Source organism: Synechococcus sp. CS-1326 (assembly GCF_025128115.1).
Classification (GTDB): Bacteria; Cyanobacteriota; Cyanobacteriia; order PCC-6307; family Cyanobiaceae; genus Regnicoccus.
The window spans coordinates 26820-50683 of record NZ_JAHLYV010000002.1 but is presented as its reverse complement, the minus strand read 5'-3'; the positions used below and the strand labels follow the sequence as shown (position 1 = coordinate 50683).

At 63.6% G+C, this 23864-nt stretch carries 25 protein-coding genes; 14 read left to right on the top strand and 11 right to left on the bottom strand.

The window, feature by feature from the left end; all coding sequences use genetic code 11:
* The first annotated feature begins 119 nt into the window (after nucleotides 1–119).
* Together purE and KQ307_RS00350 are read left to right on the top strand one after the other, a co-directional pair.
* On the top strand, nucleotides 120–626 hold the full coding sequence (gene purE / locus KQ307_RS00355; protein ID WP_259701221.1) for a 5-(carboxyamino)imidazole ribonucleotide mutase: 507 nt from the start codon (nucleotides 120–122) through the stop codon (nucleotides 624–626).
* Nucleotides 626–1744 (top strand): AI-2E family transporter, encoded by a 1119-nt coding sequence (locus tag KQ307_RS00350; RefSeq protein ID WP_259726563.1) that lies wholly within the window; start codon nucleotides 626–628, stop codon nucleotides 1742–1744. The genes purE and KQ307_RS00350 overlap by 1 nt, the downstream gene beginning before the upstream one ends.
* Nucleotides 1745–2012: 268 nt before the next feature.
* Here KQ307_RS00350 and KQ307_RS00345 read toward each other — a convergent pair whose 3' ends face one another.
* From KQ307_RS00345 to KQ307_RS00335, 3 genes are all read right to left on the bottom strand, one after another.
* On the bottom strand, nucleotides 2013–3242 hold the full coding sequence (locus KQ307_RS00345) for a pentapeptide repeat-containing protein (protein ID WP_259726562.1): 1230 nt from the start codon (nucleotides 3240–3242) through the stop codon (nucleotides 2013–2015).
* Nucleotides 3239–5977: a pentapeptide repeat-containing protein gene (locus tag KQ307_RS00340; RefSeq protein ID WP_259726561.1), complete on the bottom strand. Its 2739-nt coding sequence runs from the start codon at nucleotides 5975–5977 to the stop codon at nucleotides 3239–3241. Before KQ307_RS00340 ends, KQ307_RS00345 begins: the two co-directional genes overlap by 4 nt.
* An 80-nt stretch (nucleotides 5978–6057) precedes the next feature.
* Nucleotides 6058–6384, bottom strand: coding sequence for a translation initiation factor (locus KQ307_RS00335; protein WP_259701193.1), 327 nt, complete (start codon nucleotides 6382–6384; stop codon nucleotides 6058–6060).
* 112 nt (nucleotides 6385–6496) lie between these two features.
* Between KQ307_RS00335 and trpB the strand changes: the two genes are divergently transcribed.
* Nucleotides 6497–7756, top strand: coding sequence for a tryptophan synthase subunit beta (trpB, locus tag KQ307_RS00330; protein WP_259701192.1), 1260 nt, complete (start codon nucleotides 6497–6499; stop codon nucleotides 7754–7756).
* A 22-nt stretch (nucleotides 7757–7778) separates the two neighbouring features.
* On the opposite strand, the gene glsA is transcribed toward trpB, so the two are convergent.
* The 3 genes from glsA to KQ307_RS00315 are packed head-to-tail and all read right to left on the bottom strand — an operon-like array spanning nucleotide 7779 to nucleotide 10729.
* A complete protein-coding gene (gene glsA / locus KQ307_RS00325) occupies nucleotides 7779–8780 on the bottom strand; it encodes a glutaminase A (protein WP_259701191.1) in 1002 nt (333 codons plus the stop codon).
* 4 nt (nucleotides 8781–8784) lie between these two features.
* Entirely contained in the window at nucleotides 8785–9597 is an 813-nt protein-coding gene (locus KQ307_RS00320) for a 20S proteasome subunit A/B (protein WP_259701190.1), read from the bottom strand.
* A gap of 10 nt (nucleotides 9598–9607) precedes the next feature.
* Nucleotides 9608–10729, bottom strand: coding sequence for a heat-inducible transcriptional repressor HrcA (locus tag KQ307_RS00315; protein WP_399241660.1), 1122 nt, complete (start codon nucleotides 10727–10729; stop codon nucleotides 9608–9610).
* Nucleotides 10730–10939: 210 nt separating this feature from the next.
* On the opposite strand from KQ307_RS00315, the gene KQ307_RS00310 reads away from it, so the two are divergent.
* Complete coding sequence (locus KQ307_RS00310) at nucleotides 10940–11665, top strand: hypothetical protein (RefSeq protein ID WP_259726560.1); 726 nt, start codon at nucleotides 10940–10942, stop codon at nucleotides 11663–11665.
* Between the two features lie 21 nt (nucleotides 11666–11686).
* On the opposite strand, the gene KQ307_RS00305 is transcribed toward KQ307_RS00310, so the two are convergent.
* Nucleotides 11687–12046 (bottom strand): rhodanese-like domain-containing protein, encoded by a 360-nt coding sequence (locus KQ307_RS00305; protein ID WP_259726559.1) that lies wholly within the window; start codon nucleotides 12044–12046, stop codon nucleotides 11687–11689.
* Nucleotides 12047–12137: 91 nt separating this feature from the next.
* Here KQ307_RS00305 and KQ307_RS00300 point away from each other — a divergent pair, with 91 nt between their 5' ends.
* The 9 genes from KQ307_RS00300 to KQ307_RS00260 all read left to right on the top strand — a co-directional run bounded on the left by KQ307_RS00300 (nucleotide 12138) and on the right by KQ307_RS00260 (nucleotide 19852).
* Entirely contained in the window at nucleotides 12138–13748 is a 1611-nt protein-coding gene (locus tag KQ307_RS00300; protein WP_259726558.1) for a DUF3352 domain-containing protein, read from the top strand.
* A gap of 4 nt (nucleotides 13749–13752) precedes the next feature.
* Entirely contained in the window at nucleotides 13753–14298 is a 546-nt protein-coding gene (locus KQ307_RS00295) for a histidine phosphatase family protein (RefSeq protein WP_259726557.1), read from the top strand.
* 41 nt (nucleotides 14299–14339) lie between these two features.
* Nucleotides 14340–15533 carry a citrate synthase gene (locus KQ307_RS00290; RefSeq protein ID WP_259701184.1) on the top strand — a complete coding sequence of 398 codons (1194 nt, stop codon included), beginning with the start codon at nucleotides 14340–14342 and terminating at the stop codon, nucleotides 15531–15533.
* A 63-nt stretch (nucleotides 15534–15596) separates the two neighbouring features.
* Nucleotides 15597–16745, top strand: coding sequence for an NADH-quinone oxidoreductase subunit NuoH (gene nuoH, locus KQ307_RS00285; protein ID WP_259701183.1), 1149 nt, complete (start codon nucleotides 15597–15599; stop codon nucleotides 16743–16745).
* A 73-nt stretch (nucleotides 16746–16818) separates the two neighbouring features.
* Nucleotides 16819–17427, top strand: a complete 609-nt coding sequence (ndhI, locus tag KQ307_RS00280; RefSeq protein ID WP_259701182.1) for an NAD(P)H-quinone oxidoreductase subunit I — start codon at nucleotides 16819–16821, stop codon at nucleotides 17425–17427.
* Complete coding sequence (locus KQ307_RS00275; RefSeq protein ID WP_259701181.1) at nucleotides 17424–18053, top strand: NADH-quinone oxidoreductase subunit J; 630 nt, start codon at nucleotides 17424–17426, stop codon at nucleotides 18051–18053. The genes ndhI and KQ307_RS00275 overlap by 4 nt, the downstream gene beginning before the upstream one ends.
* Nucleotides 18050–18379: an NADH-quinone oxidoreductase subunit NuoK gene (nuoK, locus tag KQ307_RS00270; RefSeq protein ID WP_259701180.1), complete on the top strand. Its 330-nt coding sequence runs from the start codon at nucleotides 18050–18052 to the stop codon at nucleotides 18377–18379. Before KQ307_RS00275 ends, nuoK begins: the two co-directional genes overlap by 4 nt.
* A 15-nt stretch (nucleotides 18380–18394) precedes the next feature.
* A complete protein-coding gene (locus KQ307_RS00265) occupies nucleotides 18395–19321 on the top strand; it encodes an NAD(+) kinase (protein ID WP_259701179.1) in 927 nt (308 codons plus the stop codon).
* Between the two features lie 36 nt (nucleotides 19322–19357).
* The gene (locus KQ307_RS00260) at nucleotides 19358–19852 is read left to right on the top strand and encodes a CYTH domain-containing protein (protein WP_259701178.1); all 495 of its coding nucleotides are present in this window, start codon (nucleotides 19358–19360) and stop codon (nucleotides 19850–19852) included.
* Nucleotides 19853–19940: 88 nt separating this feature from the next.
* On the opposite strand, the gene KQ307_RS00255 is transcribed toward KQ307_RS00260, so the two are convergent.
* Nucleotides 19941–20204, bottom strand: coding sequence for a response regulator transcription factor (locus KQ307_RS00255; RefSeq protein WP_259701177.1), 264 nt, complete (start codon nucleotides 20202–20204; stop codon nucleotides 19941–19943).
* 126 nt (nucleotides 20205–20330) lie between these two features.
* Here KQ307_RS00255 and KQ307_RS00250 point away from each other — a divergent pair, with 126 nt between their 5' ends.
* Nucleotides 20331–21227, top strand: coding sequence for a methylenetetrahydrofolate reductase (locus tag KQ307_RS00250; RefSeq protein ID WP_259701176.1), 897 nt, complete (start codon nucleotides 20331–20333; stop codon nucleotides 21225–21227).
* Between the two features lie 12 nt (nucleotides 21228–21239).
* Here the strand turns inward: KQ307_RS00250 and KQ307_RS00245 are convergent, their stop codons facing one another.
* The 3 genes from KQ307_RS00245 to KQ307_RS00235 all read right to left on the bottom strand — a co-directional run bounded on the left by KQ307_RS00245 (nucleotide 21240) and on the right by KQ307_RS00235 (nucleotide 23780).
* On the bottom strand, nucleotides 21240–22415 hold the full coding sequence (locus KQ307_RS00245) for an NDP-sugar synthase (RefSeq protein WP_259726556.1): 1176 nt from the start codon (nucleotides 22413–22415) through the stop codon (nucleotides 21240–21242).
* Nucleotides 22416–22460: 45 nt separating this feature from the next.
* Nucleotides 22461–23327 carry a segregation/condensation protein A gene (locus KQ307_RS00240; RefSeq protein WP_259726555.1) on the bottom strand — a complete coding sequence of 289 codons (867 nt, stop codon included), beginning with the start codon at nucleotides 23325–23327 and terminating at the stop codon, nucleotides 22461–22463.
* Between the two features lie 81 nt (nucleotides 23328–23408).
* Complete coding sequence (locus tag KQ307_RS00235; RefSeq protein ID WP_259701173.1) at nucleotides 23409–23780, bottom strand: LapA family protein; 372 nt, start codon at nucleotides 23778–23780, stop codon at nucleotides 23409–23411.
* Nucleotides 23781–23864: the final 84 nt, after the last annotated feature.

The following is a 23864-nucleotide window of genomic DNA, read 5'->3' as shown; positions in this document are numbered from 1 at the left end:
AGCGGGAGAATGCCATCCTCGCTGCCCATGCTCCATGGTTTCTCTCCGTGGTTGATCCGCCCCTGGCTGCCGCCGGCAACCCTTCAGCCCTGCCCGACCCCATCCGGGTGGCGGTGGTGATGGGCAGTGATTCGGACCTGCCCACCCTGGAGCCGGCGGTGGCCGTGTTGGAGCAGTTCGGGATTGCCGTGGAGGTGCGGGTGCTCTCCGCCCACCGCACACCACTGGAGATGGTGGCCTTTGCCCGTGGGGCCGCCGAGCGTGGCCTCAAGGTGATCATCGCCGGGGCCGGCGGGGCGGCCCATCTGCCCGGCATGGTGGCGGCGCTGACGCCCCTGCCCGTGATCGGGGTGCCGGTGCAGAGCCGGGCCCTCTCCGGACTGGATTCACTGCTTTCGATCGTGCAGATGCCGGCAGGCATTCCCGTCGCCACCGTGGCGATCGGTAACGGACTCAACGCCGGCCTGCTGGCGGCGCAGATCCTGGCCACGGCGGATGCCGCCCTGGCCGAGCGGCTGGTTCAGCATCGAGCCGAACTGCACGACCAGGTGCGAAGCAAGGACGAGCGTCTGCTGAGGCTGGGGGTGGCCGGCTACGGCCGGGACATCGAACGGCAGGACGGCTGATGGTTCCCGACGCGCCCCCTGCCTTCCCGTCGTCGCTGCCGATGCGCGTAGGCCTGACCCTGCCGCTTCTGGTGCTCAACCTGTTTGTGCTGCGTCAGCTGCTCGTTCCCCTGGCGCCTTTTCCGGCCCTGTTTCTCACAGCGGCCCTGATCGCTTTCCTGCTCGACATCCCGACCCGCTGGCTGACCGGCCATGGCGTGCCGCGACGGCTGTCCTTCCTGCTGGTGATGGGCGCCGGCCTCGGGCTGCTGGTGCTGGTGGCCCTGTGGCTGCTGCCGCGCCTGGTGCAGCAGCTGAGCGACCTGCTTCATGCCTTGCCAGGCTGGCTGGTTCAGGGGGAAATCCTGCTCAACCAGGCCCAGGACTGGGCCACGGCCCATGGGCTGCCCGCTGACTTCGGCGACCTGAGCAGTGAGCTGCTCAGCCGCTCCACCAAACTGGCCAGCCAGCTCAGCCAGCAGTTGCTCAGCCTGCTCGGGGCCACGCTCACCCTCACCATCAACAGCGTGATCGTGGTAGTGCTGGCGGTGTTCCTGCTGGCCGGGGGCGAATCGATCAGTCAGGGCCTGGGTCGCTGGCTGCCATCGAGCTGGAGGCAGCTGGTGCTGAGCACGGTGTACCGCACCTTTCGCGGCTACTTCGCCGGACAGGTGGTGCTGGCTCTGATTCTCAGCGGTGCCCAGATCCTGGTGTTCACGCTGCTGGGCATTCCCTATGGCGTGCTGTTTGCGGTGGCGATCGGTTTCACCACCCTGATTCCCTATGCCAGCGCCCTGACGATCATCCTGGTGAGCGCCCTGCTGGCCCTCGAGAATCCCCGCACCGGCCTGGAGGTGCTGGCGGTGGCGATCACGGTGGGACAGGTGGTGGACCAGGTGATCCAGCCGCGGCTGATGGGCCAGATCGTCGGGCTGCAGCCCGCCTGGCTGCTGGTCAGCCTGCCGATCGGCGCCCGGGTGGGCAGCCTGCTGGGGATGGGCGATCTGCTCGGCCTGTTGCTGGCGGTGCCGGTGGCGAGCTGCCTGAAAACCTTCCTCGATGAACTGGCCCGGCGACTGGAGCTACCTGAGCCCCCTGGGGAGGCGCTCAGGGCCGAGGCGGCACAGGCAAATTTGTAGAAATCGCATGTTACCGCGATAACAATTTAATGATGCAGGGTGGGCATAAGGGCGATGAGCAGAAGGCGCTCAGAATGCTTTTGGCCAGGTTGCTCTTGCCGGCCCCCGAGAGTCCGTTGAACCTCAGGTTGGAGCTGTGATGGCTCCAATGATGGGTCTGTGCCGCTTGGCCCCCCGCTTAGTGGTGCCATGTGATGTTGGTGGCGGGGTTGGGGGTAGTGTTGGAGGCTGGGGCGGTGGTGATAGGAATGTGATGGCCTGGAAGGCATCATTGCGTCTTTGCGGAACCAGCCCTGGATGCCACTAGCCTGCCCGATTCGCACAAACCATCGGGAAGTTTTGGAGGCGGATTTCTTAAATTAGATCCGATAGAGTCCATGGGGACCGAAGTCCAGATGGGCTCGTCACGCTTGTTGTTGCACATCAGGGCGGGCCATTCACTTGAGCTGGCGGCCAGAGGCAGATTGGAGTGGATCCGACTCCCCATAACGTTGAGAGAGAGTCGGTTTTTGATCGCGTAAAAGCTGGCCAGCGGGCCAGCCGGGATTACCTCCAACAAACATCCCTCGGTCGGGCATTGTTGCAATTCCGCCAAGGAGGAGAACCGCAGATTTGCGGCAGGTAGGCGGACCGCCAGATGGCTTACCTGAGCCTGCCAGAAGTCGGAGAACAGGAAGTTGCCGCTCTCAAGCAGCAGGTGGTCGAGGTTGGTCTGAATGAAGCTGATTCCGGCATAGGCCTGCCTGCCCGCTCCCTTGGGGGAGGGGGATTGGTTGATCAGGGCCACGCACCGCAAGGTGGCCCGCTCAAAGCGGGCGCCATCCAGCTTGCCCTGGATCACTAACCATTGCTCACAGGGGTTGCTCTTGGGGATCTCACCCTTGGTATTGACTTTCCATTTGTCCGACAACTTCCCTTGCAAGAAGGGGTCGGTCTTGGGGATCTCACCCTTGGTATTGACTTTCCATTTCGACAGCTTCCCTTGCAGCAGCGCGCCGCTGAGGTTCGCTCCAACCAGATCGGCCTTGAGGATGAAGCAGGAGCTGGTGCCACCCAACAGCTTTATCCCCTCCGGACATTTTTTGTCCAAGGGGGGCAGCTGTGATTGGCAGGAGCTGAAATCGAAACGTGATTCGTGCAGATCCGCTCCGGAGAAATCCACATTCTTGAGGGGTACGCAGCTGAAGTTGGCTTGGCTCAGGTGGCTTCCCCGCAGTCGCAGGCCGTGCAAGCCATGGTGGGAAAACATGGCCTTGCGAAGGTCCATGCCGGAGAGGTCCTCCCCGCGGATCTGGCCTAGAGGCAGGGGGGCTCCCATCCCCTCCAAGCTCAGGTCCATTCCGTTGAGTAAATAGGGATTGTCCTTCTGGAGAAAGGGCAATAGAGCTTTGTCATAACCTCGTAAAGGTTGCTCTACCGAGCTGCCATTGATGTATATCGTGACTGCGCCAATCAGCATGAGGCCGAGGGTATGGCTGCAGGCTTGTATGGTCTTCACGGGGCCGTGCCTGGGTGGATGGCGAAATGCTGTGGCAGGGCGTTGGGCAGCATCCAATAAAGAAGATGCAGGGGGCGAAGTGTCAGCGGGCCGAACAGGATTGGAGCCAGAAAGTCCTGGCGGAAGGTTGCCAGTTCGTCCTGGACGTGTCTCTCGAAACCGTTGCTCTTGAAAGCCCCTTCGCGCTGTAAAGACTCGTTGTAGGAACCCAAGTTGAGGAAATTGTCGACAACGATGCCCTGAAGGTGTACGTTGCGAGCGCGCACCCGTTCAAAACTCACCTTGCGCAGATTGGCTCCGGTGAAGTTCACATCCTCCAGGGTGGAGTCACTGAAAGTGGCGCCCTGCAGGTTAGCGCCGGTGAAGTCCACGTTCTTAAGTCGCACATTTTTGAAATTGGCATTTTCAAGTGTGGCCCCTACCAGGTCAACATTTTGCAAAGTTAGTAGTTCGAAATGGGTATTGATGAACTCCCCGCCAGACCAGAAGATAGTGTAGTTGCGGTTCAGGGGATCGCTCTTCAAAAGGCTGACTGAATTCACCCCATACACCCCACCTTCGAAGCGCCTGTTTGAGCATCTCGATCCTGCCTGGAAGTGGTCCTGGTCCTGGATCAGCTCCTGAACCGGGTCCAGCGGGCAGAAGGACCACCGGGCACGGTCTTTCTCCTCGTCAGACGTCAAGGGGCGAGTATACTTTAAGGGATCCCAGGAAATCACCTGAGGTTTTTTCAAAGGAATATCTTTTCCACATTTGCCGGGATCTGGCAGGGCATTGCGGTTCTCGGGAGGGAAATGGGCATAGAAGGCTACGAGACCATCCATTTGAGTTTTGCAATCGAGCTGTACGTCGGTGAGGTCGGAACCGACGACTACGGCTCCCCTCAGATCGGCCCCTCTCAGATCAGCACCTCTGAGATCAGTGTCTTGCATTTGGGCATGCCTCAAGTTCGCGCCCTGTAGTTTCGCTCCGCGCAGATTGGCAGAGTTAAGATTGAGAAAAGGCAAAAAACTTCTTTCTAGAAATGCACCGTTCAAGTTGGCTCCGCTGAAGTTCATGCTGCCGAGATAAACTCCCGGTAAACAGCTTTTTAGCTCTGTTGAAATTATACTTTCAGCATCTCGCTGGGACTTTCCCCCCAGATTCGCAAAGTCTTGATATTTGTCCAACTCTTTCGCGCATTCAGTCTGTCTGTCGTTCGATTTTTTATGCTCGGACGGTTTCTGATCATTGGGCAGCAGCAGTCCCGATTCGTAGAGGTGACGCAGGATGTTGCCCTTGCGTTCCCCATCCGCCCCACCATCGGGCCGTCTCAGCTGGGGCAGCACATCCCGCAGATCCGACGCCATCTGGACGCGCTGATCTTGGTTGTCCTTCTTGGCGTCGAGAACGAAGGTTTCCACTTTGGCTTTGAGTGCTATCTCCAGCCCGTCCATGCGGCCGTTCAACTGCTGTTTTACCTCCTGCTCCGCCTTGTGGTTCTGTTCCTGGGACTGCTGATCCTTCTGTTGCTGGAGCTGGCCATCCTGCACCGAGGCATAGGTCTGGACCGCGACAGTGCCCAATGCCGTGAGCAGGGTTCCGATCCCGAGGGTGGAACTGGAGAGCCCGAGATCCTTGGCCAGGAAATCCCTTGCCCCACCGATGGCGTTCCGCACGGCCTTGTCGAGTCCTTTCCGCAGACTGAGCGGACTGCGGTGCCCTAGTCTGACCAGCAGCCAAACCCCACAGGCCACCGCGCCCACCACCACGGTCAGGAACCCCAGCTTGAGAAGCAGGTCGACAGACGCTTGCACCGTGGAGGTCACGAACGCCACCATTCCCTGGAAGGCCTCCACCAAAGCCGCCGTGTTGAGCAGTCCATTGCGTCCCAGCTGGTATACCAGCCACAGGCCCATCGCCACGCTGATTGCAGTGGCGGCCCATCCGCTCATCGCCCCAATGCGCCCAGCGAGTAGGCGCAGGCTGCTCAGGCTTTCTGGATCGAGCGGGGAATCGTTCAGAGTCGCATGGTTGGCATCGTCCTCGGCGATCAGCAGGTCATCGACATCGATCGCCATCGATCGCACCTGGATCCGCAACTGGGCCAGTGCAAAGAAGCCCAGCCAAAGCAACAGCGCCAGGCCGGCGAGTAATAATCCAAGGATTTTCAGCCAGGGGGGGGGCAGCTCTGTGGCCCATTGACGCAGTCCAACCACCAACGAGCCGCCGGCATAGAGCACCAGGCCTGGGGTCAGCAGGCGTGCCAGGAACCGCCACGGCTCGGAGCTGATCAGCCGGTAACTCCGGCCCATGCCACCGACTAGGGCGCCCGCGATCGAGCGATTGCCCAGGTTCACATCAAGGGCTTCCACGCTGGTGAACAGCAGGAACATCGCCCCGATCCCGAGCAGGGGATGCACGGTCACCAGCAAGCTGAGCACCGCCATAAACAAGAATCCCCCGTAAAGATCCAGGGTTAACCTCCGCCAAAGGGAGGGGTGCTGGGTTTCCGTCGCCTGAAAACAGCGCCGCAGACTGAACAGTTGCTCGCACCAGGCGCACCACACCACAAGGAATTGCAACAGGTTCAGCGATTCCACCACGTACGCCGATGCCTCTCGGGAGGGCATCTCCAGTAGGTACGGGATGAATAGAACGAACTGCAGACCCAGCAGCCAACGGGCTGGCCGTGTAAGGGCCCGCCACCAAAAGGGCACAGCATCAATGGCCACTTGCAGGCTGGTCAGCGTCACCAATCAGCCCGGTAGGTCATCCTCACTCTGATGCATTTCTCTAACTTTTCCAGCGGTTCGTTATGTGGGGTCCATTGCCGTCAACCCCCCGCCTGCTTCGGCCGGAAGCCGGCCGCCTCCAGTGCCTCCAGCGCAGTTGCCAGCTGATCCCCCTGCAGCTCGATCACCCCGTCTTTGAAGCTGCCGCCGGTGCCGGCTTTCGCCTTGAGCAGCTTCAGCAGGGCCCTGGCCTCGGCTTCGGCGATCTCCAGACCGGTGATCGCCGTCACCAGCTTCCCCCCCTTGCCCGCTCTGGTGCGCTGCACCCGCACCCGTTGCAGGGCGCGGGCCGGGGGTGGCGCGGCTGGAGAGGAGGGCCGCTCAAGGCTGTCCGCCCCGCTGAATTCCTGCCAGCCTCCCTTGCCCATCCGATCCGCTTCCCTGCCTGAGCGATCAAAGCGCAGCGTTCCCCCTGTTGGTGCGCCGGGCGAAGCTCAAGCGGGCTTCTTCCTAGGCTGATCGCCTCGCGCCCAGCTACCGGTGACCAGCACGCTCCCTTTCCCCCAGCCGGATCCCGCCACCCTGGAGCCTTCGGTGCGCCCCAATGCCCTGGGCCGCTTCGGCCGTTTCGGCGGCCAGTACGTGCCGGAAACCCTGATGCCCGCCCTGGCCGAGCTGGAGGACGCCGCCGCCGAGGCCTGGGCGGATCCAGCCTTCACCAGCCGGCTCGATCACCTGTTGCGCACCTATGTGGGCCGGCCCACTCCGTTGTACGAGGCGGAGAGGCTCAGCGATCACTACCGGCGTCCCGAGGGTGGGCCGCGCATCTGGCTGAAGCGGGAAGACCTCAACCACACGGGCGCCCACAAGATCAACAACGCCCTGGGCCAGGCGCTGCTGGCTCTGCGCATGGGCAAGAAAAGGATCATCGCCGAAACCGGTGCCGGCCAGCATGGGGTCGCCACAGCCACGGTGTGTGCCCGTTTCGGCCTGGAGTGCGTGATCTACATGGGCGCTGAGGACATGCGCCGTCAGGCCCTCAACGTGTTTCGGATGCGGCTGCTGGGGGCCACCGTGCAACCCGTCACCGCCGGCTCAGCCACCTTGAAGGATGCCACCAGCGAAGCGATCCGCGACTGGGTGACCAACGTGGAGGGCACCCACTACATCCTCGGCTCGGTGGCCGGCCCCCATCCCTACCCGATGCTGGTACGTGATTTCCATGCGGTGATCGGCCAGGAGGCCAGACGCCAGTGCGCTGAAGCCTTCGGCCGCCTGCCGGATGTGCTGCTGGCCTGCGTCGGCGGCGGCTCCAATGCCATGGGCCTCTTTCATCCTTTCGTGGCTGACACCGCCGTACGCCTGATCGGTGTGGAAGCCGCCGGTGAAGGGGTGGCCAGCGGCCGCCATGCCGCCACGATCACCGAAGGCAGGATCGGTGTGCTGCACGGGGCGATGAGCCTGCTGCTCCAGGACGCCGAGGGTCAGGTGCAGGAGGCCCATTCGATCAGCGCCGGCCTGGATTATCCCGGTGTCGGTCCGGAGCACAGCTACCTCAAGGAGCTGGGCCGCGCCGAGTATGTCGCCGTCACCGATCAGCAGGCCCTTGATGCCCTGCAGCGGGTCAGCCGGCTGGAGGGGATCATCCCTGCCCTGGAAACCGCCCATGCCTTCGCCTGGCTGGAGCAGCTCTGCCCCACCCTGGCGCCGGGCACCGAGCTGGTGATCAACCTTTCCGGCCGCGGCGACAAGGATGTGAACACCGTGGCCGAGCGGCTCGGCGACACGATGGCGGGCTGATGGCTCCGCAGGGGCCGGGCAATCAGCTGCTGCAGCCTGGCCTTGAGGCGAACAGGTTGAGGCCCAGTTGCTCGGAGAGAAACCGGGCGGTGAGCTGACCGCGCACGCTGTTGCCTGCCTCATCGAGCGGCGGTGAATAGGTGGCCAGTCCGCCCTTGCCGGGTGCCACCGTGATCATGCCGCCGGCCACACCGCTCTTGCCCGGCAGGCCGATCGCATAGAGCCAGTCGCCGGAGTTCTCGTAGAGCCCTGCAGTCACCATCACTGCCAGCACATGCTGGCAATGGATCGCTTCGATCACCTGCTCGCCGCTGAGCGGGTTGCGGCCGCCGTTCGCCATCGTGGCTGCCATCACCGCCAGATCCCCGCTGGTCACGGCCAGGGAGCACTGGCGTGTGTAGAGGTCGGTGGCGGCTTCGGGATCGAAGTAGATCCGCTCATGGCTGCCCAGCAGGCTGGCGATGCCGGAATTGCGCTGGTTGCTGGCGGCTTCGGAGGCGTAGACCTCAGCATCGATCTGCAGCTCCCGGCCGGCGAAGCGGGAGAAGCCCTCGCTGATGAAGGCCCATTTCGCTTCAGCCGTGCTGCCCGGCGCCAGGCTGGTGGCGGCGATCGCTCCGGCATTCACCATCGGATTGCTGAGTCCCTCCACCGAGCGCTCCGCCGCCAGCACCGAGTTGAACGGCAGGCCGGTGCTGTTGACTCCCAGCTTCAGGCGGGCGTCCTGCTCGCCGATCGCCTGGCAGACGAGGGCGAACATGAAGGGCTTGGAAAGGCTCTGGATGCTGAATGGCTGGCTTGCATCGCCTACTGCGAAAAGGTCGCCGTTGGTGTCCGCCACGGCGATCGCGAAGCTGTCGGGGTTGGCGCTGGCAAGGGCGGGGATGTAATCGGCGACACGGCCATCACCGATCGTGCCGAAACGCTGGTGGGCCTCGCGGATCAGCGCCTGGACGATCGCCGGGTCCGGCAGGTGACCGGTGGACACCCAGCTGGAGCCATGGTTCTGGCTGGCATTCCCCATGCCCTCAGCCCTGCTCTTCCCATGGGAAGCGGGGCATCCGCTCCAGGGCCTGGCGTTGGCTCTCATTCCAGACATCAACCATGGTGTCGAGCTCGGCGGCCCCACGCTCCAGTTTGAGTTGCTGCGAGATGGCCAGGCTGTCGCGTGGGTAGAGCGCCACTTCGAACGGCGGGCCGACGGTGAGGTTGGAGCGTCGCGTGATCACCTGGGACATCAGGCAGAGCCGGGCGGCATCATTGAGCGAAAGCCGGTGATGGCCGACGCCGTCGAGAGGTGGCTTGCCGTATTTGCTTTCCCCGATCTGCAGGAAAGGTGTTTCCGGTGTGGCCATGATCGCGTTGCCCTGCGCATAGATCTGGAACAGGCCGTGGGGCTGGCCGGCAATCTGGCCCCCCAGGATGAAGGAGGCGGCTCCGCTGGCACCCACCTGGCGCAGGGCCGAATGGGTTTCCTTCTGCACCGCCACGCTCAACCTGCCGATGTAGTCGGCGGCTTCGAACAGATAGCGGGCGGTCAGCAGGTCGGCATGGGGTGGGGTGTCGTGATCGGACGGTGCGTCAGCCAGGGATTCCGGGCCGTCCTGGAGATGGGTGCTCCCCTCGCGCCGGGCCCGGTTGAGGTCGCGGTTGATCCAGTTCAGGATCGCCTGGGTGGTGGCCAGATTGCCGGCCGCCAGCAGCAGGAACAGGCGATCGGCGCTGGGCTGGAAGACATGCAGCTTGCGATAGCTGGAGATGTAGTCCACCCCTGCATTGGTTCGGGAGTCGGAGGCCATCACCAGCCCGTCCTCCAGGAGGAAACCAACGCAATAGGTCACCGGTCGAGCCTCAGCTCAGCAGTCGCTGCAGGCTAGTGGCCACCGTTCGGACCGCGGCCCTGGCCGTGGCGTAGGCCATTCGCATCGGTCCCACCAGGGCCACCTGGCCGCGGCTGCCATCGCCGGTCCGGTAGGAGGCCTGAACCACGGAGCAGGCCCGCAGGGCGGGGTGGGGGTGTTCCGCTCCGATCCACACGCCGTCGCCGGGGTTCGCCGCATCGTTCGCATCCGGTGGATCGCTCGCCCAGGCGGACTCGGGGCCCTTGCGCCGCAACAGCCGTTGTGGCTCCTCCTCCACCAGCTTGACGAGGGGGCGGAGCATGGCCGTCTGGCTGAACTCGGGCTGGGCCAGGAGTCCGCTCAGCCCCAGCGCCACAGCTCCCTCGGGATTGGCCGCCGAGCGTGCCAGGCGGTGGCTGCTCAGGGCCTGGCGCACCACGCGGCCGCTGCATTCCAGTTGGGACGGCAGCTCCTGCCAGTGAATGGTGCCGTTGAGGCTGCTTTCGAGCTGTTGAACCACCCAGCACTCCAGTGTGGTCAGTTCCACCTCAGCCCCCGGCGGCAGCCGCACGTTCAGGCTGCTGGCTGCTCCGGCGGCTTCCACCAGGAAAATCAGCAGACGTCCCTGGCTGGGAACCAGCCGAACCGCCTGCAGCGTTGATTGCGGTCGTTGCGGTCGGGTGATCAGGCTGAGCAGGCCGGTCAGGTCAGCCAGGCGGCGGGCCAGATGCAGCAGCAGGTCGTCCAGGGCCGCCCACTGAAGACTCAGGGCCAGCAGCTCCTTTTCCAGTTGCAGGGCACCAGCACCGGGGGCTGGCAGCAGATCATCCACGAACAGCCGATAGCCCTGCTGGCTGGGCACGCGACCTGCCGACGGATGGGGTTGAACCAGCAAGCCTCTCTGCTCCAGCACCCCCATCGCCGTGCGCACCGTGGCCGGACTGGCAGGAAATCCGAATCGTTTCACCAGGGTCTGACTGCCAACGGGCTCAACCGTGTCGACGTAGTGCTGAACGGTTGCCCGCAACACTTGTTGATCCCGCCGAGTCAGTTCTGGCAACACAGGTTGGAAAGGCTTTTTGGCAATAGCTTGGGAGCACTTTGGCAACACTTTGGCAGCGTATGATGCCATTTCAAACCAAGTTTAAGCCATTCAGCAGGGCGTGGCAGCCCTGGGCCCAGGTCCTGCTGAATTCTTCATCCCTGTGCGTGAAATCTCTGTTTGGCCCGATGGTTGCTTCCAACGATGACACTGCCGAGTTGACGTCACGCGGACCGATTGATGTCAGCGAGGTGCCCCCGGCTCCCGCCACCCCTGAGCCCACTTCCCCGCCGGCGAGAAATGCAGCGGCTGCTGTTGCCGCTGGCCCTCGCCTACGCCCTGCTGGCCCCCCTGGTGGTCACCGATGCCTTGCGCGCCTACCGCGGCGCTGATGAGCAGGGGACCGTTCAATTGCAGCAGGCCCGTCAATTCCGCCGGCAGGTCGTTGATGCGGTCAAGCCCGTATCAACGCCGGTCGAGCTCGCCCGGGTTCTGCAGAGATTCCCCCAGATCCGCTCTGCCATCAATCCATCTCAACCGCTCGAATCCATCAAGAAATCCCTGTTTGATTCTCTTGATCAGGCTGTTGTCACCCTGGAGAACAGACAGGGGGATCAACTCAGTGGTGCCCGGGTTGGTTTGTTGCAGCGCACGATTGTCACGGTTCTGCTTGCCTTGATCACAGCTGCCTTCCTGCAGTTGCTCCGCCAGCAGAACTTGCGTCGGGTCGGCTACTACAACCTGGCACTGAAGCCCTATTTCATGGCGAATCTGTTTGAGCCGGTTCGTGTCGTTGGTCCGCGCCGCCCCGAACAGCTGCCTGGATCCGAGGTGTCCACGGGATGGTTCGCCAATCTCTTTCGCCCAGACCCGAACAAGCCGGCGCGGCGACCTCCCCAGCCGCAAAGGCCCGCCCCGCCGCGTGGCTCCGCTCAACCCTCCCTGTGGCAGAAGTTCTGGGGCGGCACCCCGCCGGCACCGCGGCCGATGCGGCCACCGAATCCACCCAAGCACCCCCGGGGCTGAGCAGTTCCCCGGGCCCCTGGCTCAGTAGCGCGGCACCGATCGATCCACCTGCACGCTCCAGGAATCGATGCCTCCCTGCAGGTTCCAGACCCGATCAAAGCCCTGGGTTTCGATCAGCCAGCAGGCGAACTGCCAGCTGCGGATGCCCGCATGGCACAGCACCACCACCTCTCTCTGCCGGTCCAGAAGCTCGTCGATCCGCTCAACCCATTCGGCGGAGCGGCTCAGGGGCAGATGCAGCACCGGCTGGGCCAGTCGGGCCAGCTCCAGCTCAGCCGCTTCGCGCACATCCACCAGTTGCAACGGCTCCCCCCGGCCGAAACGCTCCTGCAGATCGGTGGCGGTGAGTGTGCCCGGGGGCTGAGGGGTTGGGGTGGTCATCACAGCTGGGTTCGGTGAAGCAGGAGTTGAAGCAGGAATGGTGGAAAGGAAGCTGTATGGATAAAGATGATGGGGTCGCTGGGTTCAAGGCATGAAGGCGCGCCCCTTCCTGGTGCTGGTGCTCAGCTTCTCCCTGGTGCTGCTGGCCCTGGGCCTGGGGGGCTGGTGGCTGGTGTTGCGGCAGAGCCCGCTCAGCCTGCAGCATCGCAGTCTCTCGATGCCGGAAGCGGCGCGGTTCGTCCCCCGCAGCGCTCCGCTCAGCCTGCATCTGCTGGTCAGTCCCGACCGGCTTGCGTCCTATGCCAGGGCCGTTTCCGCGCCGGGCAAGCGGCGCCAGGCGGTGGCAGCCGTCGAAGCCCTTCGCGATGGGGCCTTCGCCACGGCGGGCCTCGATTACTCCAGCGAGCTGGCCGATTGGCTGGGGGATGAAGTCAGCCTGGCCGTGCTGGCTCCCGAAGGAACAGACGGGCCCACGGGTTGGTTTCTGGCTCTGCGCAGCCGGGATGAGGAGGGAGCCCGCCGCTTCCTGCAGCATTTCTGGCAGACCCGCAGCCTTGCTGGAGCGGAACTGCAGATCAGCAGTTATCGAGGCATGGGATTGATCAGTGGTCGCGGTGCCCTGGCCGACCAGTCCGTCAGGCCCCTGGCCACGGCCTTGATCAACGACCGAATGGTGCTGATTGCATCCGGTCGCGGCATCCTCGAGCAGGCTCTCGATGTTTCCCAGATCGATGAGCTCAATCAGGCGGCGAACCCTCGCCTGGCGGCTGATCTGGTCAGGCTTGGCGACGGCGTGGCTCTGCTCACTGCCAGGCCGGAGGCCCTCGTCGACTGGCTTGGAATCCCTGCGGAGATCGCCACGGATCCTGCGGTGGTGGGTCTGGTCGCCGCGCTTTCCCCCAGTGGGGAAGCCCTGCGGCTGGAGGCTGACCTCGACCTGACAGAGGACCTCCCGCCCCTCGCCCTGGCTGCCGCGCCACCCTTGCTGGCGGAATTGAGCGCTCCGGCCTCTTCCCTGGTGGTGGTCCAGAACCCCGCAGCACTTCTGAGCGAGACCACGACTGTGGCCGCCGAGGCCTGGCAGCGCCTGCTGGGACCACCGCTGCGGCAGGCCCTGGCTGGGCTGGCTGGCCCCCTGCCCGTCCTGGTGGGTGCCAACTCCACCGGTCCGCTGATCTGGGCACAGGAGTCTGGCGGCTGGCTGCTCGGGACCTCGCCCGGGGCGCCCAGTGTCAGTCAGATCCAGCCTGCCCTGGCCAGGGATGGGCTGATCGCCGCGCCGCTCAGCCGGGCCGGCGTGCCGCTTCAGGTCTGGACCCGGCTCGAGGCCCGGGCCGGCAGGCGCGATGCCGACCAGCTGCTGGCCAGGGTGGCTGGGACCCGTTTGGAGCGGAACGATGTCGCCTGGTGGGGCGAGGGACTTGCCGTTCTCGATGAACAGCTGGAGGGTGGGCGGCCGCCCCGTCAGCTGCTCAGCCAGCTGGCGGCGCTGGAGGCCCCGGGTGCCGCCCTGCAGGTGGCCGTGGCAGACCAACCTGGGAGGCGGCTGCTCTCCCGCTGGCAGCCCTGGCGCCTGCTGATGGGCCTGGCCGGCAGCCCGCTCAGGGACAGCGTTCAGGGTTTTGGCTGCAGCCTGGAGCCTGAGCTGGATTCAGGCGTTGCGCCGGCTCTGCGGCTCCATGGCCGCCTGGAGCTGGGCTGAGCCGATGCCCGCCGTTGAGCTGCTGCTGTTGCGCCATGGAATTGCCCAGGAGAGGAGCTTGGCCGCAGCCCAGGGTCTGCCGGAGCGGGAGCGGGCCCTGACGGCAAAGGGACGGCAACGCACCGCTGCGGTGGTGGAGAGGCTGGTTGACCTGCAGCTCGACTGTGACTGGATTCTCTCCAGCCCCCTGCCGCGCGCCCTGCAGACCGCGGAAATCGCCCTTGCCGGCGGCCTGGCGCCGCGGATGCTCCTGGCCGACGAGCTGGCGCCCGAGGCTGATCCCCTGGCCCTGCTGGCAAGCTGGCTGGGACCCTCAGCCCCTGAGCCGGGCTGGAAACGGCTTTGCCTGGTGGGCCACGAGCCTGATCTGAGTCTCCTGGCGGGCCGTCTCTGCGGAGCCCCGGCCGGTTTTCTGCGGCTCAGGAAGGCCGGCGTGGCCGTGCTCGAGCTGCCGGCCGCCTGCGAACGGTCCGGTGCCCCGCTGACGGGCGCTTGCCTGATCCAGCTGCTCACACCCCTCAGCCTGTCGGGGGCGCTACGCCGTCCCTGAAGGGCGGGACCTAAATTCCCACATCAGTCGGGCCGCACAGCATGGTGGTGGAAACAACGCAGACAGCGGCAGCCGGAACTCCGGTGACCCCGGCTTTCCGCCCAGGCCTGGAGGGGGTGCCGGCCACCCAGTCGGCGATCTGCGACATCGATGGTCAGAAGGGGCGACTCACCTACCGCGGCTATGGCGTCGATGCCCTCGCGGCGAACAGCAGCTTTCTGGAAACCGCTTACCTGCTGATCTGGGGGGACCTGCCCAGCCCTGATCAGTTGAGGGCCTTCGAGAACGATGTGCAGATGCACAGGCGGGTGAGCTTTCGCATCCGCGACATGATGAAGTGCTTCCCAGCCGATGGCCATCCAATGGATGCGCTCCAGTCGAGCGCTGCTTCGCTGGGCTTGTTCTATTCGCGCCGTGCCCTCGACGATCCCGAGTACATCGTCGATGCGGTGATGCGCCTGATCGCCAAGATCCCAACGATGGTGGCGGCGTTTCAACTGATCCGCAAGGGACAGGACCCGATCCAGCCCCGGGACGATCTGCCTTATTCGGCCAACTTCCTCTACATGATCACCGAGCGGGTCCCCGATCCGCTTGCCGCCAGGATCCTGGACGCCTGCCTGATCCTGCACGCCGAACACAGTCTCAACGCCAGCACCTTCAGCGCCCGCGTCACCGCCAGCACCCTCACGGATCCCTATGCCGTGGTGGCTTCGGCGGTGGGCACCCTGGCGGGCCCCCTGCACGGCGGTGCCAACGAAGATGTGTTGGCCATGCTCGAGGAGATCGGCAGCGAGGATCAGGTGGAGCCCTATCTGGATCGGGCCATCGCCGGAAAACAGAAGATCATGGGCTTCGGGCACCGGGAATACAAGGTGAAGGATCCCCGGGCCGTGATCCTTCAGGACCTGGCTGAGCAACTCTTTGATCGCTTTGGCCATGACTCGATGTACGACCTGGCCCGGAGCCTGGAGGCCGCCGCCGCCGTGCGGCTCGGGCCGAAGGGCATTTACCCCAATGTGGATTTTTATTCCGGGCTCGTGTACCGGAAACTCGGCATCCCCCGCGACCTGTTCACACCGATCTTCGCGATCGCCCGGGTGGCCGGCTGGTTGGCCCACTGGAAGGAGCAGCTCGGTGCCAACCGGATCTACAGGCCCACCCAGATCTACACGGGCAGCACCGGCCGCGACTGGGTGCCCCTGGATGCCCGAAATGACGCCTCCGGCGGTTAACTTGCTTGTACCGGTCCCGATTCGTGAGCTCACACCGTGGTGATGATGACGGCGCCAGAGTCCATGACAGCCCTGAGAGCCCCGCTGGCGGCTGTCAGTTCAGGGCTTGACCTTCAGAGCAGCTTCACCACGACCCTGGAAGGCTATGGGCTGACCCCGGCCACGGCCCATCTGCTCTGGCTGCCTCTGCCGATGTTGCTGGTGCTGGTCGCCGCAGTGGTGGGGGTGCTGGTCAACGTCTGGCTGGAGCGCAAGATCTCGGCTGCCGTCCAGCAGCGGATCGGCCCCGAGTACGCCGGCGCCCTCGGCGTGCTTCAGCCCCTCGCCGACGGCCTCAAACTGCTTTTCAAGGAAGACATCATTCCGGCCCGCGCCGATGGCCTGCTGTTCACCCTCGGCCCGGTTCTGGTGCTGATCCCGGTGATCCTCTCCTGGCTTGTGGTGCCTTTCGGCCAGCACCTGCTGATCAGCGATGTGGGCATCGGCGTGTTCCTCTGGATCGCCCTGAGCAGCATTCAGCCGATCGGCCTGCTGATGAGCGGCTACGCCAGCAACAACAAATACTCGTTGCTGGGCGGCCTGCGGGCGGCGGCCCAGTCGATCAGCTACGAGATCCCCCTGGCACTGGCCGTGCTGGCGGTGGTGATGATGAGCAACTCGCTCAGCACCATCGACATCGTCAATCAGCAGAATGGTGCCGGCATCCTCAGCTGGAACATCTGGCGCCAGCCCGTTGGCTTTCTGATCTTCTGGATCTGCGCCCTGGCTGAATGTGAACGGCTTCCCTTTGATCTTCCTGAAGCCGAGGAAGAGTTGGTGGCCGGGTATCAAACCGAGTACGCCGGCATGAAGTTTGCCCTGTTCTATCTGGGCAGCTACATCAATCTTGTGCTCTCGGCCCTGCTTGTTGCGGTGCTCTACCTGGGTGGCTGGGGCTTCCCGATCCCGGTCGAGTGGCTGGCGGGTGCGATCGGCCAGTCCGTCGATGCTCCCCTGGTGCAGGTGATCACCGGTTCGCTCGGCATCGTGATGACGGTTCTGAAGGCCTACCTTCTGGTCTTCATCGCGATCCTGCTGCGCTGGACACTCCCCCGGGTTCGCATCGATCAACTTCTCGACCTCGGTTGGAAGTTCCTGCTGCCGATCGCCTTGGTCAATCTGCTTGTCACGGCCGGCCTAAAGCTGGCTTTTCCCGCCTTTTTCGGCGGCTGATGCCTGATCAGGCCATGATGGGCCACAGCTTCGATCCCTCTGTTCGTCCAGTCCCCCCCCTCCAACGCTGATCATGTTCGGGTTTCTTCAGAAGGTCGGTGACTACACCAAGGATGCGGTGAGCGCAGCCTCCTACATCACCCAGGGTCTCTCGGTCACCTTCGATCACCTCAGTCGTCGACCGATCACGGTGCAGTATCCCTACGAGAAGCTGATCCCTTCAGAGCGCTACCGGGGCAGGATTCACTTCGAATTCGACAAGTGCATCGCCTGTGAAGTGTGCGTGCGTGTCTGTCCGATCAACCTCCCGGTGGTCGACTGGACGATGAACAAGCAGACCAAGAAGAAGGAACTCAGCAACTACTCGATCGATTTTGGAGTTTGTATTTTCTGTGGCAACTGTGTGGAGTATTGCCCCACCAATTGCCTCTCCATGACCGAGGAGTATGAACTGGCTGCCTTTGATCGGCACAGCCTCAATTTCGACAACGTGGCCCTGGGCCGCCTGCCGACCAGCGTCACCAGTGACCCCGCCGTTGTTCCGCTCCGGGAGCTTGCCTATCTTCCGAAGGGCGAGCTTGATCCCCACGTTGTTCCAGCCACCAGTCCGAGGGCAGGCAAGCTGCCCGAACAGGTGCTGGCCGATCTGAAGGCTGAATCCAACGGGGGCACCGGCTCATGACGATCGCCTCCTTCACCCAGTGGATCTGCTTCCTGGCTCTCTCAGCTGCTGTTGTGCTCGGCTCGCTTGGCGTGGTGCTGTTGCCCAACATCGTTTATTCGGCGTTCCTGCTCGGCGGGGTCTTTCTTTCGGTGGCCGGGCTCTACCTGATGCTCAATGCCAGCTTCGTCGCGGCAGCACAGGTGCTGGTCTACGTCGGGGCGGTGAATGTGCTGATCCTCTTCGCGATCATGCTGGTCAACAAGAAGGAAACCCTCGCTGAGATTCCCGGGCTGCCTTTGCGCCGGTTGCTCTCCGGTGGTGTCTGTGCAGGCTTGTTTCTGTTGTTGCTGCGCGTTGACATCACCACCCCTTGGGCCGTCCCCGGTCCCAGTCCCGCCGGGGATGACGCCACCATCAAGATCGGCATGCACCTGTTCTCCGATTATCTGTTGCCCTTTGAGCTCGCTTCGGTCCTGCTGTTGATGGCCATGATCGGGGCGATCGTGCTGGCACGCAGAGATGTCTATACCGTTGATGTGATCACCGGAGAGAATGCTGACCAGGCCCTGATTGAAAAAATCAGAACTCCCCTCCTGGTGGAAACGGCTTCCGATCGGAATCCCGCCCTCGAAACAACCCGATGAACCTCTCCATTCCCGTTGATGTTCCCCTGCAGGCCTATCTGGTTCTTGCAGCCATTCTGTTTTGCACAGGGGTCTGGGGCCTGATCAACAGCAGGAACGCCGTTCGTGTGCTGATGAGCATCGAGTTGATGCTCAATGCGGTGAACATCAACCTGATGGCCTTCTCCAGCTACATCGATGGCCAATTGATCCGTGGCCAGGTGTTTGCCATTTTTGTGATCACCGTGGCAGCTGCTGAAGCTGCCGTTGGTCTGGCCATCCTGCTATCGCTTTATCGCAACCGTGAAACTGTTGATATGGAGCGTTTCAACCTGCTGCGTTGGTGACTCCCACCCATTCCTATGCAGCTTGAGCGGGTATGGCTGATTGTTCGTGCCAACAGTCAGGCTGCCCAGCGTCAGGTACGGCGTTGCCGGGAAGATCTCGAAAGGCAGGGCGTTCAGGTCGTCGTGGCCAGCAGTGGCCTCAGGTCCAATCCTTTCCCAGGCCTTCTGGCCACGGAAGCCCGGCTTCCCGACCTGACCGTGGTGCTCGGTGGTGATGGCACGGTTCTCGGTGCGGCAAGGCATCTGGCTCCACTGGATGTGCCCATTCTCAGCTTCAACGTCGGCGGCCATCTCGGCTTCCTGACCCAGGAGCGCAAGCTGCTGGTGCTCTCGGATGCCTCTGACGACAATCTCTGGCAGCGCCTGCGGGATGACCGCTTCGCTCTTGAGCGCCGCATGATGCTTGAGGCGGGCATCGACCATGGGGATGGGGTGGTCGATGCCGATGAATCGGTCCATTGCGCCCTGAATGATTTCTACTTCCGCCCCTGCCTGGAAGAGGTGTCGCCCACCTGCCTGCTGGAGCTTGAGATCGATGCGGAGGTTGTGGATCAGTTCCGCGGTGATGGCCTGATCATTGCCACTCCGACAGGATCCACCGGCTATTCGATGGCGGCGGGTGGACCGATCCTCCACCCAGGGATCGAGGCGATCGTTGTCAATCCGATCTGTCCGATGAGCCTCTCGAGCCGGCCAGTGGTGATTCCCCCCCGCTCGGTGCTGGCGGTGTGGCCCCTCGGGGAGACCAGCCGTCGGGTCAAGCTCTGGAAAGATGGTGCCCATGCCACCGTGCTCGAGCCAGGTGATCGCTGTGTGGTGCGCCGCTCCGACCATGGCGCCCTGATGGTGGTGTTGGAGCAGAGCCCTTCGTACTACCGCACCCTCAGCCACAAGCTGCACTGGGCCGGTGACCTCACTGCCGCCGAGCCTTCCCACAACTGAGCTTCAGGATGGGGGGTGTCCGTTGCTGGAGTGCCGATGGCCCTGGAGATTGAACGACGCTTCCTGGTGCGGGGACGTGAATGGATGGCCCACAGCCGCTGGCAGCAGCGCTTTCGCCAGGGCTATCTGGCGGCTTCGGCGACTGGGTTCACCGTGCGGGTCAGGATCAGTGCCGACAGCCAGGCCTGGATCACCCTCAAGGCGGCAGCTGCCGGAATCGCTCGTCATGAGTTCGAGTACCCGATTCCGCTGGATGAGGCTGAATCGTTGTTCACGCTCTCTCCCCATCGGCTCAGCAAGATCCGCCATGGTCTGGATCTGCCGGGCGGGGACTGGGTGCTGGATGTGTTCGAGGCGGAGAACGAGCCGCTCGTGCTCGCCGAAGTGGAGTTGACAAGAGCTGATCAGCCCCTGGATGTGCCGGGCTGGTGTGGGCTGGAGGTCACCGGCCTTGGTGAGTGGAGCAATGCCGCGCTCGCTTCCCGGCCTTTTGGCAGCTGGACAGCGGCTGAGCAGCGCCTGCTGGCTTGAAGCTGGCTCTGGACTGCCGCCCCCCGGTCATCTCATAGTCCCAGCCTGCCCAAATCCAGTGCCCAGAGACGGCTGCCGTAGCCCGGGATCAGCTGGAGGGCAGATGGCAGCAGTTGAAGCCATCGCGGCAGATCTTGCCGTGATCCATCGCCCAGTTCAGCAGGGCCACACGGTTCTTGGCGCCTGTTTTGCTGAAGATGTTGCTGACGTGGTTATCAACCGTGCGTTTGCTGATCATCAATTGAGCGGCGATGTCCTGATTGGTCAGTCCGGTGGCAACCAGCTCGATGATCTCCAGCTCGCGGCCGGAAAGGTTGGTCTGGAACGGGTCAAGACCATCTGAAACCGACATCAAAGGCCTCCACTCAACCTCTCATCAGCCACTCTAGGCAGGGGCGGTCTGCGATCCGTTCAGCCCGACGGGCCTGGCGATCTCCACCACTTGCACCATGATGGTGGGCTGCTGAATCGCCCCATTTTGCTGCTGCAACAGGCTCTTAAGCGTGGTCAGTTCGCCCTCACCGCAGAAGTGATGCCGCCGCGAGGGGGGGATCCAGGTCGCACCCTGGCGGTGGCGGCCACCTTGAAGGGCCTAGTCCATGCCGTCAACGTCACCGATGGAAGCAGGGCGGTGATGCGAATGAGCAGCCTGGCCCTCTGCCGCCTCCTGCTCGACATCGGCCTGGAGCCCGTGCTGCAGCTTTCCTGCCGCGATCGCAACCGGATCGCCCTGCAGGCAGAGCTGCTCGGTGCCCATGCCCTGGGAATCCCCAATCTGCTCTGTCTCACCGGTGACCCGGTGCGGGCAGGAGACCAGCCTTCCGCCCGTCCCGTCAACGAGCTCGAAGCGGTTCGGCTCCTTCAGATGGTGAGCCGCTTCAATGCGGGTGAGGATCCGGTTCAGGGGGCCCTGCCGGACGGTCCCACCTCTCTGTTCGTTGGTGCGGCGGCTGATCCCCAGTCCGCCAGCTGGAGTGGGCTGCAGTCGCGGGTTCGCCGCAAGCATGCTGCCGGCGCCCGCTTCATCCAGACCCAGATGGTGATGAACACCGACGCCTTGAAGCGGTTCTGCGGAGAGGTTGCGGCACCGTTGGATTTGCCGGTTCTGGCCGGGGTGTTCCTGCTGAAGTCGGCCCGTAACGCGGCATTCGTGAATCGGGTGGTGCCGGGGGCGATGATTCCCCAGTCGCTGATCGATCGCCTGGCGGCAGCGGCCGATCCGGCGGCGGAAGGGATCAGGATCGCCGCCGAGCAGGTGCAGGCCTACGCCGGGATCGCGCAGGGTGTTCACCTGATGGCGGTCAAGGCGGAGGAGAGAATCCCGATGATTCTTGAACAGGCAGGCTTTGGTCAGCTCCAGCCCTGCTGTGACTAGGGTTCAGCTACCTCACTGGCTCAGGCTGAAATCGGAGCCCAGCAGCTGGGCCAGTGCTTTTTGATGGGGGGAGGGCTGGGCGACATCCTGGCGACGCACATCGGTGATCAGCCAGTCAAGGGCCGCTTCCTGCAGGTCGAAATGGTCGCCGTTGCGATCGACGCAGTAGCGACCGAAGACCAGCTTCTCAACCAGACGCACTCCGGCACCAATCCGTGAATATTCAAAGATGATGGAGTTGTCGATGGTGGCCCCCTCGCAGATATGGCAGCTCGGACCGATCATGGCCGGCCCTATGATCGTGACTCCTGGTTCAATTTTGCTCATTCCCCCCACATAGACCGGACCGCGGATGTCAATCTGATCCCAGTCCGCTGCCACATTCAGCCCGGCGTAGACGCCAGGTCGCACCTGCCTGCCTGGGATCTGGACTTGGCGCACGTCCCCCAGCAGGACACTGCGAATGGCCTGCCAGTAATCGGGTACCTTGCCAATGTCCACCCATTCAAAATCCATGGGAAGGGCATAAAACGGTGCACCGGCCGCTGCCAACCTCGGGAAAAGATCAGAGCCGATGTCGAAGGGAACACCTTCGGGGATGTGATCGAGAACTTCGGGTTCAAAGATGTAGATGCCGGTGTTGATCATGTCACTGGCGGCATCCTCAACGGATGGTTTTTCCTGAAATGTGATCACCCTGGAGTCTTCGTCGGTGACGACAACGCCGTAACTGCTGACCTGATCTTTCGGGACCCGTTTGGTGACGAGGCTCGCCACGGCTCCTTTCTCCTTATGGCGCCGGACGGCTTCGGTGAGGTCGAGATCGATCAGCGCATCACCGCAGAGCACCACAAAGGTGTCGTCGAAGAAGCGCTGAAAGGATTGGATTTTCTTGATTCCTCCGGCTGAACCGAGCGCTTCGCCGATCAGGGCACCATCTTCAACCCGGCCTTCGAAGCTGTAGGCGATTTCGACGCCGAACCGTTGGCCATCTCGGAAATAGTTTTCAATTTCCTCCGCCAGGTGAGACACATTCACCATCACTTCATTGAAGCCGTGCTGCCTGAGCAGCTCAAGCAGAAACTCCATGACGGGTTTCTGCAGGATCGGGATCATTGGCTTGGGAATGGTGTGGGTGATCGGTCTCACCCGCGTCCCTTTCCCTGCTGCGAGGATCATCGCCTTCATGGGCGCCAGCTTACGTCGAATCCGGAGGATACCTTAAGAAAGAAGTCAGGCGGCCAGCCGTAGCCGAGCCGGCACGAGAGCTGGCCCTTCCGACCAGTGGCTTGCCTGGAGCTCACTGGGGCGTTTCAGGTGGAGCGGTCCGAACAGGCCGCCGCTTTGCTGCAGATCCAGCTGGCCCTGGGAGCAGAGGAACAGCAGCGCCCAGAACACCCCCACCCGGTCAGAATCGAGATCAACCGGGGCCTGCTCCGCCCAGGCTTCCACCAGTTGCTCGAAGTTCACCCAGTCCAGCGCCTGGGTCCATTGCTGCAGAAAGAGACTCAGGGCTGCAGTGGTTTCAGGCAGTTTTTCGCGATGGGCGAGGGCGGCAATCTGCTCGATCGCCGCCCGCTCGCTGTAGGGCCGGTTGCGGGGTGAAGGGCGGCTGCGGCTGCTGCCCTGCTCCAGCCGCTCGGCGATCTCCTCCAGCTGGCTGATCAGCTCCCCCAGGCTGACCGGGCGCAGCAGGGGGGGAGGCGCCACGGGACGGCGCCACAGGTGTCGCTCGGGCCGCAGCGGCAGGGCGTAAGGCGAGGCGGGCTCCCAGTCGCCGCCGTCGGGATCGAAGTCGAACGCTTCCTCGCTCAGGGCTGGCGGTGGAAAGGTCTGGCGCTCCAGCACCTCCGCCTTCAGCCCCACCAGCACCGAAGCCGCCAGAAAGGCCTCGCTGGAGGAGGCCAGATCCTGCTCGTAGCTCCCCCCCTGGCCGGCCCGGGCTGCGGCGATCAGCCGCGGCACCTCGATGCGTTGGCGGAGCTGATCGAGGAAGCCGTCCACCACCGCGATCACATCCACGTCCCAGGGATCCAGCTCACCCCGCTCGGCTGCATCCTGGAGCAGGCGAATGGCCAGCCTGGCGCCCGCTTCTGCCACTCTCCTTGCCTCGTTAGCAGCAACGTACCGGCATGCAGGCGAACCAGCCACCGGTTTGGCCTGACTGTGTGGAGCGCGGGTTCAGTCCGCAGCGCTGGCAGGGGCTGCAGGGGCCGAACTCTCGCCGGCCGCCGGCAACAAGGCGAGCTGGGCGTCCACCGTGGCCCGGTAACGCTGGATGTCCGCCTCCAGTTCGCTGATCCTCACCTGCTGGGCTTCCCGATCCCCCTGGCTTGAGACCAGCTCCACCTTCCTGACCACACCGGTCCAGACGGCGAACACCCAGGCTGCCGTGGCGCCGATGCCGCCAACCAGGAGCAGCATCGCCGCCAGGGGCAGGGTGGTGCTCACTCCGGGCAGAAAGTGAACGGTGGTGGCGGCCGTGTTCTCCAGGGTGAACATCACCGTGGCCAGCCCGAAGCTGAAGATCAGCAGAAAATTCAGCTGTCGCATGACTCGATTCAGCTGCTCAAGGTGCGTGGCAGGGAGCGTAAGCAGGGCACCCTGCCCGTGGGGACAAGCGCTGCCATCCGCAGG